Annotated in this window: 12 protein-coding genes; 4 read left to right on the top strand and 8 right to left on the bottom strand. The window is 62.4% G+C overall.

The features are described 5' to 3' along the window. Positions 1–6 precede the first annotated feature (6 nt). The 7 genes from KZJ38_RS19670 to KZJ38_RS19645 all read right to left on the bottom strand — a co-directional run bounded on the left by KZJ38_RS19670 (position 7) and on the right by KZJ38_RS19645 (position 8,170). Complete coding sequence (locus tag KZJ38_RS19670; RefSeq protein WP_219797832.1) at positions 7–1,680, bottom strand: ABC transporter substrate-binding protein; 1,674 nt, start codon at positions 1,678–1,680, stop codon at positions 7–9. 344 nt (positions 1,681–2,024) lie between these two features. Next, positions 2,025–3,107 (bottom strand): HoxN/HupN/NixA family nickel/cobalt transporter, encoded by a 1,083-nt coding sequence (locus KZJ38_RS19665; RefSeq protein WP_219797831.1) that lies wholly within the window; start codon positions 3,105–3,107, stop codon positions 2,025–2,027. Between the two features lie 28 nt (positions 3,108–3,135). Continuing rightward, positions 3,136–3,678 (bottom strand): cupin domain-containing protein, encoded by a 543-nt coding sequence (locus tag KZJ38_RS19660; RefSeq protein WP_219797830.1) that lies wholly within the window; start codon positions 3,676–3,678, stop codon positions 3,136–3,138. Positions 3,679–3,855: 177 nt separating this feature from the next. Next, positions 3,856–5,961: an elongation factor G gene (gene fusA / locus KZJ38_RS19655; RefSeq protein ID WP_281425792.1), complete on the bottom strand. Its 2,106-nt coding sequence runs from the start codon at positions 5,959–5,961 to the stop codon at positions 3,856–3,858. Positions 5,962–6,379: 418 nt separating this feature from the next. After that, entirely contained in the window at positions 6,380–6,895 is a 516-nt protein-coding gene (locus tag KZJ38_RS19650; RefSeq protein ID WP_219797828.1) for a DUF192 domain-containing protein, read from the bottom strand. 146 nt (positions 6,896–7,041) lie between these two features. After that, positions 7,042–7,230 (bottom strand): hypothetical protein, encoded by a 189-nt coding sequence (locus KZJ38_RS36665; protein WP_246641560.1) that lies wholly within the window; start codon positions 7,228–7,230, stop codon positions 7,042–7,044. Between the two features lie 370 nt (positions 7,231–7,600). Further along, positions 7,601–8,170, bottom strand: a complete 570-nt coding sequence (locus tag KZJ38_RS19645) for a pseudouridine synthase (protein WP_219797827.1) — start codon at positions 8,168–8,170, stop codon at positions 7,601–7,603. Positions 8,171–8,623: 453 nt separating this feature from the next. Here KZJ38_RS19645 and icd point away from each other — a divergent pair, with 453 nt between their 5' ends. Both icd and KZJ38_RS19635 read left to right on the top strand, forming a co-directional pair. Next, positions 8,624–9,880, top strand: a complete 1,257-nt coding sequence (gene icd / locus KZJ38_RS19640; protein WP_219797826.1) for an NADP-dependent isocitrate dehydrogenase — start codon at positions 8,624–8,626, stop codon at positions 9,878–9,880. A gap of 332 nt (positions 9,881–10,212) precedes the next feature. Continuing rightward, positions 10,213–11,910: a multicopper oxidase family protein gene (locus KZJ38_RS19635; RefSeq protein WP_219797825.1), complete on the top strand. Its 1,698-nt coding sequence runs from the start codon at positions 10,213–10,215 to the stop codon at positions 11,908–11,910. 183 nt (positions 11,911–12,093) lie between these two features. On the opposite strand, the gene cspD is transcribed toward KZJ38_RS19635, so the two are convergent. Beyond that, positions 12,094–12,300 carry a cold shock domain-containing protein CspD gene (cspD, locus tag KZJ38_RS19630; RefSeq protein ID WP_017776809.1) on the bottom strand — a complete coding sequence of 69 codons (207 nt, stop codon included), beginning with the start codon at positions 12,298–12,300 and terminating at the stop codon, positions 12,094–12,096. 584 nt (positions 12,301–12,884) lie between these two features. Between cspD and clpS the strand changes: the two genes are divergently transcribed. Together clpS and clpA are read left to right on the top strand one after the other, a co-directional pair. After that, positions 12,885–13,199 (top strand): ATP-dependent Clp protease adapter ClpS, encoded by a 315-nt coding sequence (clpS, locus tag KZJ38_RS19625; protein ID WP_175113634.1) that lies wholly within the window; start codon positions 12,885–12,887, stop codon positions 13,197–13,199. Beyond that, positions 13,196–15,496, top strand: coding sequence for an ATP-dependent Clp protease ATP-binding subunit ClpA (gene clpA / locus KZJ38_RS19620; RefSeq protein ID WP_219797824.1), 2,301 nt, complete (start codon positions 13,196–13,198; stop codon positions 15,494–15,496). The genes clpS and clpA overlap by 4 nt, the downstream gene beginning before the upstream one ends. Positions 15,497–15,508: the final 12 nt, after the last annotated feature.

The following is a 15,508-nucleotide window of genomic DNA, read 5'->3' as shown; positions in this document are numbered from 1 at the left end:
GGCCGGCTACGCGGCAATCACCGCGCGATCGAAATACAACTGCGCGAGCGCAGTAAAACGCACGCCGCTCAGCTTCGCGCGCGCCGCTACCAACTGATCGTAGAAGAACGGAATGATCACCGGAGTTTCATCGAGCAAGAGTGTCTGGATCTGGGCGGAAATGCGCTTTTGTGACGTGATGTCGAGCGCTGCGTCGAAATTCGCCACAAGCCGATCGTATTGCGGATTCCGGAAATGCGCAGCATTCCACGTACCCGTGCTCGTCAACGGCGCTTTCAGGAATACGTTCGGTACGCCGCGCGCGCCGTAATCGGTGATGCCGAGCGGCGAATCGAGCCAGTCGGACTTGCCCGGCACGCCCGCGCCGTAATACATCGACTGGCTTTCCACTTTCAGGTTGATGCGCACGCCGATCGCCTTCGCGTAGTTCTGCACGACGACCGCGAGGTCGGGCAGCTCCATGTACTTTTCTGTGGTCAGCGTGATGTCGAAGCCGTTCGGCACGCCCGCTTGCGCGAGCAACTGTTTGGCCTTCGCGACATCGATCTTGCGTTGCGGCACACCGGCGTCCGAAGACGAGAACACCGGCGCGAACGGGCTGTCGTTACCGACCTGCGCGCGGCCCTGAAAGAGCCCGCGCACGATCACGTCGCGGTCGATCGCGAGCGCCAGCGCCTGGCGCACGCGCTTGTCCTTGAACTGCGGGCTGTCGTTGCGCATATGAATCTGACGATGCGCACTCGACTTCACGCCGATCACCTTGAATTCGGGGTTGTTCAGCAGACCCCGGCCGCCCTGTACGGTGAACGTGCCCATCACGTCGGCCTGGCGGCCTTGCAGCGCGAGAATCTGCGCCTGCTGATCCGCGTAGAACGTGAACTGCACGCGTTCGGGTAATGCTTTTTCGCCCCAATAGTCGGGATTGCGCACGAACGACGCGCCGACTTTCGGCTGGTACTTTTCGAGCTTGAACGCGCCGGTGCCGACGAAGCTTTTTTCGTAATCGCCCTGGTAGCTCGCCGGCAGAATGATCGCGTTGTAGTTGTCCGACGAAACGTAGTACGGGAAGTTGCCGGTCGGCGCGTCGAGGTGAAATTCGATCGTGTGATCGTCGACGACCTTCGTGGCACCTTTCGACAGCACGCCCTTAAATACCGACAGCGCGGCTGAGCCCGTCGTCGGGTCCGTCAGGCGGTCGAAGGTAGCGGCGACGTCTTTCGCGGCGAACGGTTCGCCATTGCTGAACTTCACGTTCTGGCGCAGCTTGAAGGTCCACACGTCGCCTTTGTCGTTCGGCTTCCACGATAGGGCGAGGGCGGGGCGCAGCGTCAGTTTCTCGCTGTCGTCGTCGACGAGGAACTCGCCGGTTTGATTCAGAAGCGCGAGGCCGCCGGCGTCGGTCACCGTGAGCGGATCGACGGCGCCGGCGGGCGTCAGGTGCGCAACGCGGATCGTCGCATTCGACGCGCCTTGCGCACGCGCTTCGCGCGACGCGAAAAGACCGGTGCCCGCGAGCGAAAGGCCGATCACGCTTGCGTAGCGCAACAGTTCGCGGCGCGACAGGCGGCCCGCGAGGAATTCGTCGATTGCATGATTGCCGTACGGGTCGGCTTCACTGCGTGCGGCTTCGAGGGCGCGTCGTAGGGACGGCAGATACGGGTGGTCCGCGGGGATCTTCATCGATAGATAGTCCGGTCCGTTCTGTTGAGCGTCGCGCGCGACCTCGCGATAAGGCAAAGGCGGCGCGGCGGTGCGAGCGGTACTGCGACGATGGATGAGGACTCAGTGTAAGCGATTGCCTTGTGCCGCGGCGTGTTTGCGGCCGCGAACCGCGCTGTCGGGCGCGAGAAAGCGGGGCGGCTTGTCTCGCGCTGACAACGGTTGGGGTTCGGTTGCGCGGCGGCTTGTAAGTTCGGGCGTGCGATGAAGCGCGGGAAGCGCGCGTCGCTGCGCCAGCGGATTCATCGTTATTGCAGCGCGCGCTTCGGTCGCCGCGGCGATTGCGGTTATTGCGGCGATTGCGGTTACCGCGCGGACGGTGCCGACGGGGCACGCCGCCAGCGGTGGAACAGGATCGAACCGATCCAGCACGCCATGAAGGTGGCGACGATGCCGTATCCGAGCGTGCCGAACTGCGCGTTGACCGCGCCGATCGCATCCCATGCGCGGCCGGACAGACCCAGCTTGTCGGCGATCAGGCCGAGCGCCTCGACGCCGCCGATCGCGATCGCAACCAGTGCCGAGACAAACGTGATGCTCGCGTTGTAGTAGAGCTTGCGCTTCGGGTCGTCCATGGCCCAGCCGTATGCGTGCACCATCAGCACGTTGTCGGTCGAATCGACGAGTGTCATGCCCGCGGTGAAGAGCGCCGGAAACACGAGAATCGAATAGAGCGGCAGGCCTTTGCCGGCCTCGGCCGCGGCGATCGCGAGCAGGCCGATCTCGGTCGCGGTGTCGAAGCCAAGGCCGAAAAGCACGCCGACTGGGTACATATGCCAGCTCTTCGTGACGACGCGAAAGAGCGGCTTTAACGCGCGCGACAGCAATCCCGCCGGTGCGGCGGCGCGCGCTGCGGCTTCGAGGTTCGCGTGGGCCGCTGCATGGCCGCCATCGGCGTCGTTGCCGTTGTGATCGCCGCTGCGCTGCGCGTGGCGATAACGGCGCCACACGTCGCGCAGAATCGTCAGGTTGACTCCCGCGAGCACGAGCAGAAATGCCGCCGACACCATCGTGCCGATCGTGCCGCCGACCGCCTTAAATGCGTCGAAGCGGCTGTGCAGCGACAACGCCGTGGCCGCGATGCCGATCGTCGCGGCGATCACGATCGTCGAATGGCCGAGCGAAAACGCGAGGCCGACGCCCAGTGGCCGCTTGCCCTGCTGCATGAGCTTGCGCGTGACCGCATCGATTGCCGCGATATGGTCCGCGTCGACCGCGTGCCGCAGACCGAAGCCGTACGCGAGCAGCGCGGTGCCCAGCAGCAGCGGATAGTGGCGCAACGCGATCAGCGCCCACGCCCACGCGCCAAGGTTCACGGCAATCAGCGCCGCATACAGCGTAATGATCTGTCGTGTCGGAAGACGAAGGCGCGTGGCGGTCGGCGTCATGAGGCGTCGTATGGAAAGGGCGGGGGCGTCAGTGCTGGTGCGGATGTTTGTGGATCGGATCGACCCAATAGACGGTTTCCGGCTGTTCGACCGCGTCGATATTGAGGTTCACGACGACCGCCTCGTTATCGCTGCGCACGAGCACGCATTCGAGCGGGTCGTCCGTGCTCGCGTTGATTTCCTGATGCGGCACGTAAGGCGGCACGAAGATGAAGTCGCCGGGGCCCGCTTCGGCGGTGAATTCGAGGTGCTCGCCCCAGCGCATGCGCGCGTGGCCGCGCACCACGTAGATCACGCTTTCGAGCGCGCCGTGATGATGCGCGCCTGTCTTCGCGTTCGGGTGGATCGTCACTGTGCCGGCCCAGATTTTCTGCGCGCCGACGCGCGCCGCGTTGATTGCGGCCGCGCGGTTCATGCCCGGCGTTTGCGCGGTGTTCGTGTCGAGCTGGTCGCCGCGGATCACCTTCACGCCGTGTTCGCGCCAGTCGATCGGTTGATCCTGCGTTCCGTGCGGGCCGTGCGCCGCTTTGTCACGGGTGTCGTCGTGATCGTGATCGTGGTCGTGGCTCATCAGTCATCTCCATGCGCAAGCCCTGGTTGGACGCGCGATTCATTCTGGCATGGCCAAAAATGGCGCGCTCGCTCGCGGGCATTGCGTTGCTTTGCGTGCATTGCTTGCATGCACTGGCGTGCGCGAAAAAAAGCCCGTTCGTCGTGAACGGGCTTTCGATGGAACGTCAAATGCCGCTTACTTATGTTTCGTGTTGATGATCGCTTCCGACACGTTGTTCGGCGTTTCGGCGTAGTGCTTGAATTCCATCGTGTACGTCGCGCGGCCCTGCGTGAGCGAACGCAACGACGTCGAATAGCCGAACATTTCGGCAAGCGGCACTTCGGCGCGCACCAGCTTGCCGCCGCCGCCCGCGATGTCTTCCATGCCCTGCACGATGCCGCGCCGGCCGGACAGGTCGCCCATCACGTTGCCCATGAATTCTTCCGGCGTTTCCACTTCGACGGCCATCATCGGTTCGAGCAGCACGGGCTTCGCCTTGCGCATCGCGTCCTTGAACGCCATCGAGCCGGCCATGCGGAACGCGTTTTCGTTCGAGTCGACATCGTGGTACGAACCGAACGTCAGCGTGACCTTCGTGTCGACTACGGGGTAACCCGCGAGCACGCCTGCTTTCAACGTCTCCAGGATGCCCTTCTCGACCGCCGGGATGAACTCGCGCGGAATCACGCCGCCCTTGATCGCGTCGACGAATTCGTGGCCCTTCGTCGGATTCGGTTCGAGCGTGATCACCGCGTGGCCGTACTGGCCGCGGCCGCCCGACTGCTTGACGAATTTGCCTTCGACGTCTTCGACCTTCGTGCGCACCGTCTCGCGATACGCAACCTGAGGCTTGCCGACCGTCGCTTCGACGCCGAACTCGCGCTTCATCCGGTCGACCAGAATTTCAAGGTGCAGCTCGCCCATGCCGGAGATGATCGTCTGGCCCGACTCCTCGTCGGTGGCGACGCGGAATGACGGGTCTTCCTGCGCGAGACGGTTCAGCGCAATGCCCATCTTTTCCTGGTCGGCCTTCGTCTTCGGTTCGACGGCCTGCGAAATGACCGGCTCCGGGAAAATCATCCGCTCGAGGATGATGATCTTGCTAGGGTCGCACAGCGTGTCGCCGGTGGTCGCTTCCTTGAGGCCCACTGCCGCCGCGATGTCGCCTGCGCGCACTTCCTTGATTTCCTTGCGCTCGTTCGCGTGCATCTGAAGGATCCGGCCGAGGCGCTCCTTCTTTTCCTTCACCGCGTTGTAGACCGTATCGCCCGATTCGACCACACCCGAGTACACGCGGAAGAAGATCAGCTGGCCGACGAACGGGTCCGTCATGATCTTGAACGCGAGCGCGGAGAACGGCTCGTCGTCGCTCGGATGGCGCTCCGCTTCGTTGTCGTTTTCGTCGTGGCCGAGAATCGCGGGCACGTCGACCGGCGACGGCAGATAGTCGATCACCGCGTCGAGCATCGCCTGCACGCCCTTGTTCTTGAACGCGCTGCCGCACAGCATCGGCACGATCTCATTGGCGATCGTGCGCTTTCTGAGCGCGCCCTTGATCTCGTCTTCGGTCAGGCTCTCGTGGTCTTCGAGGTACTTTTCGAGCAGCGCTTCGTCGGCTTCGGCGGCCGCCTCGACCATCTTCTCGCGCCACTCGTGCGCAAGCTCGACGAGATTCGCCGGGATTTCCTTGTACTCGAACTTGATGCCCTGGCTTTCGTCGTCCCAGACAATCGCCTTCATCTTGACGAGGTCGACCACGCCTTCGAAATGCTCTTCGGCGCCGATCGGAATCTGGATCGGCACCGCGACGCCTTTGAGGCGCTCGCCGATCTGCTTCTGCACGCGGAAGAAGTCGGCGCCGACGCGATCCATCTTGTTGACGAACGCAATGCGCGGCACCTTGTACTTGTTTGCCTGGCGCCACACGGTTTCCGACTGGGGCTGCACGCCGCCGACCGAGTCGTACACCATGCACGCGCCGTCGAGCACGCGCATCGAGCGCTCGACTTCGATGGTGAAGTCGACGTGCCCGGGGGTGTCGATGATGTTGATCCGGTGCTCCGGATAATTGCCGGCCATGCCCTTCCAGAATGCCGTCGTGGCAGCCGACGTGATCGTGATGCCGCGCTCCTGTTCCTGCTCCATCCAGTCCATCGTCGCCGCGCCGTCGTGAACCTCGCCGATCTTGTGGGTCACGCCAGTGTAAAAAAGGATGCGCTCGGTGGTGGTAGTTTTGCCGGCATCGATGTGAGCGCTGATCCCGATATTGCGATAGCGCTCGATGGGAGTCTTGCGGGGCACGTGAACCTCCATGAAATAGCGCGCCGCCCCTTTTCCGCCGGTGGGTGACCTAACCCGCCCGGTCGGCTGCGGCGCGACTGGCAGAGACTATAAGGATAGCGTGTCGGGTCCCCTTTTGCTTGAATCTTCCGCGTTGCGGCAAGCGGGAGGGGCGCGCGGCGCATCGCGCGGATTCCGTGGCATCGCGTTGCGGCGATGTTCATGGGGAAGCATGCGGAAGCGAAAAAGCCGGTTCGCACGCGCGTGTGCGAACCGGCTTTATGCCGTGGCTGGTGTGCGGCGGATTGAGCAACATGCGACCGCGTTGGTCACATGACCGTCATTTGCGGCATTAGCCGCATTAGGTGCATTGGCCGCGCGCCGGCTCGGCGCGGCGCGGCGCGGCGCGCGTTGGCTGTGTCTGTTGCAACAACCCGGGTTACTGCGGCTGCGGCAATCCCTGAAGCTTCATGCCGGGCTTGATGCCCTTCGACGCGAACCAGCCCTTGCTCATTTCGAGCGCGTAGACGCCGTTGTTGCGCGGGCAATGGTTGTTCTCGGTTTCCGCCTGCATCTCGTCGATATCGGTGATCGTGCCGTCGGCGCGGATAAACGCGATCGACAGCGGGATCAGCGTGTTCTTCATCCAGAAGCAGTGCACCGCGTTCTCGTTGAACACGAACAGCATGCCTTCGTTCGGCTTCAGCTCGGTGCGATACATGAGACCTTGCTCGCGGTCCGGATCGTTCGCGGCCACGGCGGCGTCGATCACGAACATGCCGGCCGTCAGCTTCACGCGCGGGAAGTCGCCGGGCTGTTTCGCGCCGGGCGGAATTTGCGCAAACGCGTCGCGCGCCGGCAGGGCGGCAAACGACAACGCGACGACCGACAACGCAACGGCAAGCGCGAGGCGCGCCGCAAAATTCGCCCATAGCGAGCGCGGGTTGAATCGCACGACGGTGCTCCTTCTCCAAAGATGAACCGCGATGTTACGCGAGCGCGTCGAAAAAGAAAAAGGCAGACGGCCTTGCGGCGATCTGCCTTTCAACGCCGTAAGAACGGCAGGTGCTGCTTGTTCTTGACTGCGTTATTTCTTCGAACTTATTCCGAAGCAGCCGAAGCAGCAGCTGCCGGAGCAGCCTTCTTCTTCGAAGCGTGCTTGGTGTGCTTCTTCGCTGCCTTGTGAGCCGACGAAGCCGGCGCCATTGCGTCAGCAGCCGGAGCCGAAGCTTGTGCGAAAGCAGCCGTTGCGAAGAGGCCAGCGACCAGAGCGGCGATGAGCTTGTTCATTTTGTGAAATCCTCAGCTTTAGTTAATTAACCAGATGACCCGTGGGTCGAGTCATGTCGTTCAACGTGCCATCCACCTTTCGGTTGACAGCCGGGTCATCAAATTTCCGCGGAAATTTTCACGAGCCGGTTGCGAGCTTGCGAGACGCGCGCGACGCGGGCAGCGATGTGCCGGGCGGTGCGAACGGCTCGCGAGGCTGAATGCCGGATAGCTCGCGGCATCTGGGTCGTGTAACGCGTGATGTCGGCGCGCGGTTGACGAAAGGTGCTGCGAAAGCTTGTGAATTTTTTGCGGTGGAGGTTTGAGCGATGCCGCTGAGGCGACCGTTCTATGCGGCTGGATCCAGGTGACCGCGTCTCGGCGCGCCCATCTAGGCGACCCCGTCCCATGGCGCGCGCGCGGGCAGTTCGGTGGAGTCGCCAGGTTCAAGGCCGAGCGCGAAGATATCGAGCGCGCCGATGCCGACGCGCACAAGACGCAAGGTCGGGTACCCGACTGCGGCCGTCATTCGGCGCACTTGCCGGTTCTTGCCTTCGGTGATCGACAGTTCGATCCACGTGGTCGGAATGGCCGCGCGATAGCGGATCGGCGGATTGCGCGGCCACAGCGTGGCGGGCGGCTCGACGAATTCGGCGCGGCAGGGGCGCGTCATATAGTCGCCGAGATCGACGCCGCGTGCGAGCGCTTTCAGGTCCGCGTCGCGCGGCGTGCCTTCGACTTGCGCCCAGTAGCGTTTGACAAGTTTGTGACGCGGCTCGGCGATGCGTGTTTGCAGCGCGCCGTCGTCGGTGAGCAGCAGCAAGCCTTCGCTGTCGGAATCGAGCCGGCCCGCCGGATAGACGCCGGGCACGCGCACCCAGTCCGCGAGCGACGCGCGCGTGTCGTGCGGCGAGAACTGGCAGATCGTACCGTAGGGCTTGTTCAGGGCGAGCAGCGTCATGCGTAGAATCGGTGGGCGTGGTGTTGAATGGTGAGTCGCGGCATTTGTGGCGAGGTAAGCGCGCGAATGCGCGGGAACGCGTCGCGCCGGGCCGTATGCACGGACCGTGGATCGCGGACCGCGACCCGTGGTAAATGGCGGGATATTAATGCATAATACGACGTGCTCAGTCTTATGTCTTATATAAGACTTAAGACATCGCGCTTGTCCAGTCTCGCTGGTCAGTCCCGTTTGTCGGCCCGTCAGCCTGTCAGCCTCGTTTGTCAGCCTCGTTTGTCAGCCTGGCTTCAGCCTGCCGGCCGATGCCCTTCGCCTTCCAGCCGTGGTCGGTGGGCTAGAATAAACGGCCTGGACGCTCACGGGCGTCAGGCATGCGCGTAAAGAGGAGCGCCCAGTTTCGCAGGTCCCCAATCTGGTTTCCCCGGCACAGCCATCCATTACTGGAGTCCGATCATGGCGTATCAGCACATCAAGGTTCCGACGGGCGGTGACAAGATCACCGTCAATGCGAATTTCTCGCTCAACGTTTCCGACCAGCCGATCATTCCGTATATCGAAGGCGACGGTACCGGTGTCGATATCACGCCGGTGATGATCAAGGTCGTCGATGCGGCGGTCGAGAAGGCGTACGGCGGCAAGAAAAAAATCCACTGGATGGAAGTTTTTGCCGGCGAGAAGGCGACCAAGGTGTACGGGCCCGATGTGTGGCTGCCGGAAGAAACGCTTGCCGTGGTCAAGGAATACGTGGTGTCGATCAAGGGCCCGCTGACGACGCCGGTCGGCGGCGGCATCCGCTCGCTGAACGTCGCGCTGCGCCAGGAACTGGACCTGTACGTGTGTCTGCGCCCCGTGCAGTACTTCAAGGGCGTGCCGTCGCCGGTGCGCGAGCCGGAGAAAACCAACATGGTGATCTTCCGCGAGAACTCGGAAGACATCTACGCGGGCATCGAATGGGCCGCGGAATCGGAGCAGGCGAAGAAGGTCATCAAATTCCTGCGCGACGAAATGGGCGTGAAGAAAATCCGCTTCCCGGATACCTCGGCGATTGGCGTGAAGCCGGTGTCGAAGGAAGGCACCGAGCGTCTTGTGCGCAAGGCGATCCAGTACGCGATCGACAACGACCGTCGTTCGGTCACGCTCGTGCATAAGGGCAACATCATGAAGTTCACCGAGGGCGCGTTCCGTGACTACGGCTATGCGCTCGCGCAGAAGGAATTCGGCGCTGAACTGGTGGACGGCGGCCCGTGGATGAAGATCAAGAACCCGAAGTCGGGCAACGAGATCGTCGTGAAGGACGTGATCGCCGACGCGTTCCTGCAGCAGATCCTGCTGCGTCCGGCCGAATACGACGTGATCGCGACGCTGAACCTGAATGGCGACTACGTGTCGGACGCGCTTGCCGCGCAAGTCGGCGGTATCGGCATCGCGCCGGGCGCGAACATGTCGGATTCGGTTGCGATGTTCGAAGCGACGCATGGCACCGCGCCGAAGTACGCGGGCAAGGACTATGTGAATCCGGGCTCGGAAATCCTCTCGGCCGAAATGATGCTGCGTCACCTCGGCTGGACCGAAGCCGCTGACGTGATCATTTCGTCGATGGAGAAATCGATCCTGCAGAAGCGCGTGACGTACGACTTCGCGCGTCTGATGGAAGGCGCGACGCAAGTGTCGTGTTCTGGCTTCGGTCAGGTGATGATCGAGAATATGTGATCGCTGGTTCGGGCCTCGAAGCACGGTTGCACGAGGCCTGACGCGAACGGTCAAACCCCGGTGGGTCGTGTTTGCGATCGCCGGGGTTTTTTAATGTACGCAGGGCCGGCGAATGCGCTTTTTTCGTTTTCGTTGCGTGCGCATCCATTTCGCACCATGCGTCCTGGCTCGGGCGCGCGAATAAACCGGCTGCGTTATGCTTGCCGCTCGCCGCGAATGAACGCCTGATCGTCCGATTTGCGGGAAATAAATACGTTGTTGCGCATCGTCATTGTGCTGTCACTTGCGTGACGCGAGACGCAGTATGCCGGTGTGAACCAGGGAAACAACCGATGATTCGCAGGGAATTTCTAGCTCGCGCGCTCAGCGCGGCCGTTGCGTCCGCAGTGGGGTCGTTAGGCGTGCGCAGCGCGTTCGCGCAGCATGCCGGGCACGATATGCATGACATGAGCGGCATGTCCGACATGTCGGACATGGAAGGCATGGGCGACATGCACGGAATGCACGATATGGCCGGCATGCGTGGCATGACGTCGCACGCGGCAGGCGCGAGCGACGCGGGCGTCGCGCTTGCATCGCCGGATGCGTTGCCATCGGGCGCGCCGCTCGCGACGCTGCGCCGCCTCGCCAACGAAAGCAGCGATCCCGGCACGTTTCGCGCGACGCTCGTCGCGCAGCCGGTACGCCGGCAACTGATGCCGGGCAAACAGACGCAGTTCTGGCTGTACGGCGATGCGGCGCAAGGTCCGGTCGCGGGTCCGCTGATCGAAGTGCACGAAGAAGACACCGTCGAAATCCGCTTCGTGAACCGTCTGCCGCAGCCGTCGACCGTGCACTGGCACGGCTTGCCGGTGCCGCCCGATCAGGACGGCAATCCGTCCGATCCGGTCGCGCCGGGCGAATCGCGCGTCTATCGGTTTACGTTGCCGCGCGGCAGCGCCGGCACGTACTGGTATCACCCGCATCCGCATATGTTGTCGGCGGGGCAGGTGTACCGCGGCCTTGCCGGGCCGATCGTCGTGCGCGCAGCCGACGACCCGCTTGCCGCGCTGCCCGAGCGCTATCTGTTTCTGACCGACCTCAAGCTCGCCGCCGACGGCTCGATCGCGCCAAACGACATGATGGACTGGATGAACGGCCGAGAGGGTCAGTTCGTGCTCGTCAATGGCGCGCGGCGGCCGCGCATCGTGGTGGCGCGCGACGAGCGATGGCGCGTCTGGAATGCATGCAATGCGCGCTATTTGAGGCTGTCGCTCGGCGTCAATTACCCGTTCGCGCAGGTTGGCACCGACGGCGGCCTGCTCGGCGACGCGCGCGACGGCCTGACCGAACTGCTGCTCGCACCTGGCGAGCGCGCCGAGCTGATCGTGCGCGCGGGCCAATGGCCGTCGCAGACGGCGTTGACGGCTGCCGTCTACGACCGCCGCAAAATGGCGATGGGCCCGGGCGGCCTGCCGCCCGATCCGGCGCGCGCGCTTGCCGACGTGCGTTTCGCGCCGGCCTCCGCCGGCGGCTCGGGCGCGGGCGCCGCGGCCCAGCCGGCGCCGCATCCGCTTCCTTCGCCGCTTCGTACGATTGAAGCGCTGGCTCCGCCGGCGGGCGCCACGGCGCCGCAAAAATCCGTCGTCTTTTCCGAAGAAATGGATATGGCAGCGATGCATCGCCCGGGAGCGACGATGCACGAGATGCCGGCCGGGATGAAATTTCTCATCAACGGCGAGACATTCGATGCATCGCGCATTGCGCTAACGAGCCGCAGCGGCGAGGTCGAGCACTGGTCGATTGAAAATCGTACCGATATGGACCATCCGTTCCATCTGCACGGCACGCAATTTCAAATTATTGACCGGCAGCGAAACGGGAAAAGAACGCCGGAGCCGTATCTCGCATGGCGCGACACAGTGAATGTTCAGCCGGGCGAAACAGTGCGCATTGCCACCGTGCAGAGAATGCCGGGAGAGCGGATGTTTCACTGCCATATTCTCGAACACGAAGATCTTGGAATGATGGCGACACTGAAAGTCGTCTAGACGGCGGCGCTCAATGGCGCGCCGATAATGGCGGATAAAAACAAACAAGAAAAAACCCGGCGCAAGGCCGGGTCTCAATAACTGGGCTTTGAAACGTGACGTGTTTCAAAAGCCGCCATGCTTTATAAATGAGGAACCCGGCATGAAGCCGGGTTCTTTAAAGGGTACGGGAATCGAACAGATTCAGGCTGCAGCCTGGATGTTCGATGCCTGTTTGCCTTTGGGGCCTTGCACGACCTCGAAGCTCACCTTCTGGCCTTCCTTGAGGGTCTTGAACCCGTTCATCTGGATAGCCGAAAAGTGTGCAAACAGATCCTCACCGCCTTCGTCGGGCGTAATGAATCCGAAACCTTTCGCGTCATTGAACCATTTGACCGTACCGGTTGCCATACCAACTTCCCCTGTATCTCAATCACACGAGCCCTCGAAAAGCCCAACGACCGCGGAATGCAGCCGTCCCTCCTCACAAGCTCACCAACGGCATTTTTTCTATAGACCGCACATTGAAAAAAGTGCCAGCTTGATTGTTGAGTCTCTTTATTCGAGTGTCAAGAAAATTTTGAGACGCTATGTGCGCCGTTGTAAAGAACCAATTTCCAGGGTTTTTCCTTCTTTTCTTATGTGCGGTCACCCAAGCGGGCCATCTTGAAAAGTCGCATAATCGACTCACATGCCGCCTATGGCGAAGCATCGCAGCACGCTTCGCGCCGGGAGTGTCTGCATGTACGGCGAGCTTAACGTCCGCTGGCGCAGGTTGTGCGATACTCGTTTCGGACAGCGGCCTTGCGCCGCGAACTGGAACGAATGAGGACATACCGGAGGGCTGGTTCCGCGATCGGCCCCGCGCATTGCGCAAGCGCGACGGGCCAACGCCCGCGGGCCGCGGCCGACGTGATCGCCGGCAGTGGCCGGCTGGTCGGCCGGTTGGGTTTTGACAGGATTGCGGGCCTGTCCGAGTTGTTTAGAATGGGTGTATGGCGATTATCCCGGACAAGCAGGACAACACGGTACTGGAGCGGCAGGAACAAAAGCTGAAACCGCCGGCCATGTACAAGGTAGTGCTGTTGAATGACGACTTCACGCCGATGGAATTCGTCGTGATGGTCGTGCAGGAATATTTCAATAAAGATCGTGAGACCGCTACGCAGATAATGCTAAAGGTGCATCGCGAAGGCAGGGGAGTTTGTGGGGTCTACACGCGGGACATCGCGTCGACCAAAGTCGAGCAAGTCGTTACCCACGCACGGCAGGCCGGGCATCCGCTGCAGTGTGTGATGGAGGAAGCATGATTGCCCAGGAACTGGAAGTCAGCCTGCACATGGCGTTTATGGAAGCACGCCAGGCGCGGCATGAGTTCATCACGGTCGAACATCTTTTGCTGGCGCTGTTGGACAACCCGACAGCTGCCGAAGTGCTGCGCGCTTGCGCGGCCAACATCGAAGACCTGCGTCAGAACCTGCGCAACTTCATTCATGACAACACGCCGACCGTGCCAGGCACGGACGACGTCGACACGCAGCCCACGCTAGGTTTCCAGCGTGTGATCCAGCGCGCGATCATGCACGTGCAGTCCACGTCGAACGGCAAGAAGGAAGTGACGGGCGCGAACGTGCTTGTCGCGATCTTCGGCGAGAAGGACTCGCACGCGGTGTACTACCTGCAGCAGCAGGGCGTCACGCGCCTCGACGTGGTGAATTTCATCTCGCATGGCATCGCGAAGACGAATAGCACGGACGCGGCGAAGGCGAGCGATTCGAACACCGAATCGGACGAAGCCGCTGCGCAGAAGGAAACCCCGCTCGCGCAGTTCACGCAGAATCTGAACCAGATGGCGAAGGACGGCCGCATCGATCCGCTGATCGGACGCGAAGCGGAAGTCGAGCGCGTGGTGCAGGTGCTGTGCCGCCGGCGCAAGAACAATCCGCTGCTGGTGGGCGAGGCCGGTGTCGGCAAGACCGCGATCGCGGAAGGCCTTGCATGGCGCATCATGCGCGGCGAAGTGCCCGATATTCTGGCGGACGCACAGGTGTATTCGCTCGATATGGGTGCGCTGCTCGCCGGCACGAAGTATCGCGGCGACTTCGAGCAGCGTCTGAAGACGGTGCTGAAGGAACTGAAAGAGCGCCCGCACGCCATTCTGTTCATCGACGAAATTCATACGCTGATCGGCGCGGGTGCCGCATCGGGCGGCACGCTCGACGCGTCGAACCTGCTGAAGCCGGCGTTGTCGTCGGGCACGCTCAAGTGCATCGGCGCGACGACGTTCACCGAATTCCGCGGCATCTTCGAGAAAGACGCAGCGCTGTCGCGCCGCTTCCAGAAGATCGACGTCACGGAACCGACGGTCGAGCAGACGGTGGCGATTCTGCGTGGTCTGAAGTCGCGCTTCGAAGAGCACCACGGCGTGAAGTACTCGTCGGGTGCGCTGTCGGCCGCGGCTGAGCTGTCGGCACGCTTCATTACGGATCGTCATCTGCCGGACAAGGCGATCGACGTGATCGACGAAGCGGGCGCGGCGCAACGCATCCTGCCGAAGTCGAAGCAGAAGCGCACGATCGGCAAGAACGAGATCGAGGAAATCATCTCGAAGATCGCACGTGTCCCGGCGCAAAGCGTGTCGCAGGACGATCGCAGCAAGCTGCAAACTTTGGATCGTGACCTGAAAGCGGTCGTGTTTGGCCAGGATCCGGCTATCGATGCGCTGTCGGCGTCGATCAAGATGGCGCGCGCGGGCCTCGGCAAGACCGACAAGCCGATCGGCGCGTTCCTGTTCTCGGGCCCGACCGGCGTCGGCAAGACCGAAGTGGCGCGGCAGCTCGCGTTCACGCTCGGTATCGAGCTGATCCGCTTCGATATGTCGGAGTATATGGAGCGTCACGCGGTGAGCCGTCTGATCGGCGCGCCGCCGGGATATGTCGGTTTCGACCAGGGTGGCCTGCTGACGGAAGCCGTGACGAAGAAGCCGCACTGCGTGCTGCTGCTCGACGAAATCGAGAAGGCGCATCCGGACATCTTCAACGTGCTGCTGCAGGTGATGGACCACGGCACGCTGACCGACAACAACGGTCGCAAGGCGGACTTCCGCAACGTGATCATCATCATGACGACGAACGCGGGCGCCGAGGCGATGCAGAAGTCGTCGATGGGCTTTACGAATCGCCGCGAAACCGGCGACGAGATGGCCGACATCAAGCGCATGTTCACGCCGGAGTTCCGCAACCGTCTCGACTCGACGATCAGCTTCCGCTCGCTCGATGAAGAAATCATCATGCGCGTGGTCGACAAGTTCCTCATGCAGCTCGAAGACCAGCTGCACGAGAAGAAGGTCGATGCGCTCTTCACCGACAACCTGCGCAAGCATCTCGCGAAGCACGGTTTCGATCCGCTGATGGGTGCGCGTCCGATGCAGCGCCTGATTCAGGATACGATCCGCCGCGCGCTGGCCGACGAACTGCTGTTCGGCAAGCTGATGAACGGCGGCCGTGTGACGGTCGATGTCGATCAGGAAGATAAGGTGCAGCTGACCTTCGACGAGCAGTCGCTGCCGCCGCGCAATCCGAATCCGGAAGCGGTGGAAGTAGACTAAGCCGTCTGTCGT

Origin of the sequence: Paraburkholderia edwinii (assembly GCF_019428685.1) — a bacterium.
Classification (GTDB): domain Bacteria; phylum Pseudomonadota; class Gammaproteobacteria; order Burkholderiales; family Burkholderiaceae; genus Paraburkholderia; species Paraburkholderia edwinii.
Note: the sequence above shows the minus strand (reverse complement) of the source record. Positions and strands in the feature narration are given on the sequence as shown.

What these genes read in the sequence shown, in the direction of transcription:
- KZJ38_RS19670 (WP_219797832.1), bottom strand. Translation starts at nt 1,680, where the DNA reads ATGAAGATCCCCGCGGACCACCCGTATCTGCCGTCCCTACGACGCGCC.
- KZJ38_RS19665 (WP_219797831.1), bottom strand. Translation starts at nt 3,107, where the DNA reads ATGACGCCGACCGCCACGCGCCTTCGTCTTCCGACACGACAGATCATT.
- KZJ38_RS19660 (WP_219797830.1), bottom strand. Translation starts at nt 3,678, where the DNA reads ATGAGCCACGACCACGATCACGATCACGACGACACCCGTGACAAAGCG.
- KZJ38_RS36665 (WP_246641560.1), bottom strand. Translation starts at nt 7,230, where the DNA reads ATGAACAAGCTCATCGCCGCTCTGGTCGCTGGCCTCTTCGCAACGGCT.
- KZJ38_RS19645 (WP_219797827.1), bottom strand. Translation starts at nt 8,170, where the DNA reads ATGACGCTGCTCGCCCTGAACAAGCCCTACGGTACGATCTGCCAGTTC.
- icd (WP_219797826.1), top strand. Translation starts at nt 8,624, where the DNA reads ATGGCGTATCAGCACATCAAGGTTCCGACGGGCGGTGACAAGATCACC.
- KZJ38_RS19635 (WP_219797825.1), top strand. Translation starts at nt 10,213, where the DNA reads ATGATTCGCAGGGAATTTCTAGCTCGCGCGCTCAGCGCGGCCGTTGCG.
- cspD (WP_017776809.1), bottom strand. Translation starts at nt 12,300, where the DNA reads ATGGCAACCGGTACGGTCAAATGGTTCAATGACGCGAAAGGTTTCGGA.
- clpS (WP_175113634.1), top strand. Translation starts at nt 12,885, where the DNA reads ATGGCGATTATCCCGGACAAGCAGGACAACACGGTACTGGAGCGGCAG.
- clpA (WP_219797824.1), top strand. Translation starts at nt 13,196, where the DNA reads ATGATTGCCCAGGAACTGGAAGTCAGCCTGCACATGGCGTTTATGGAA.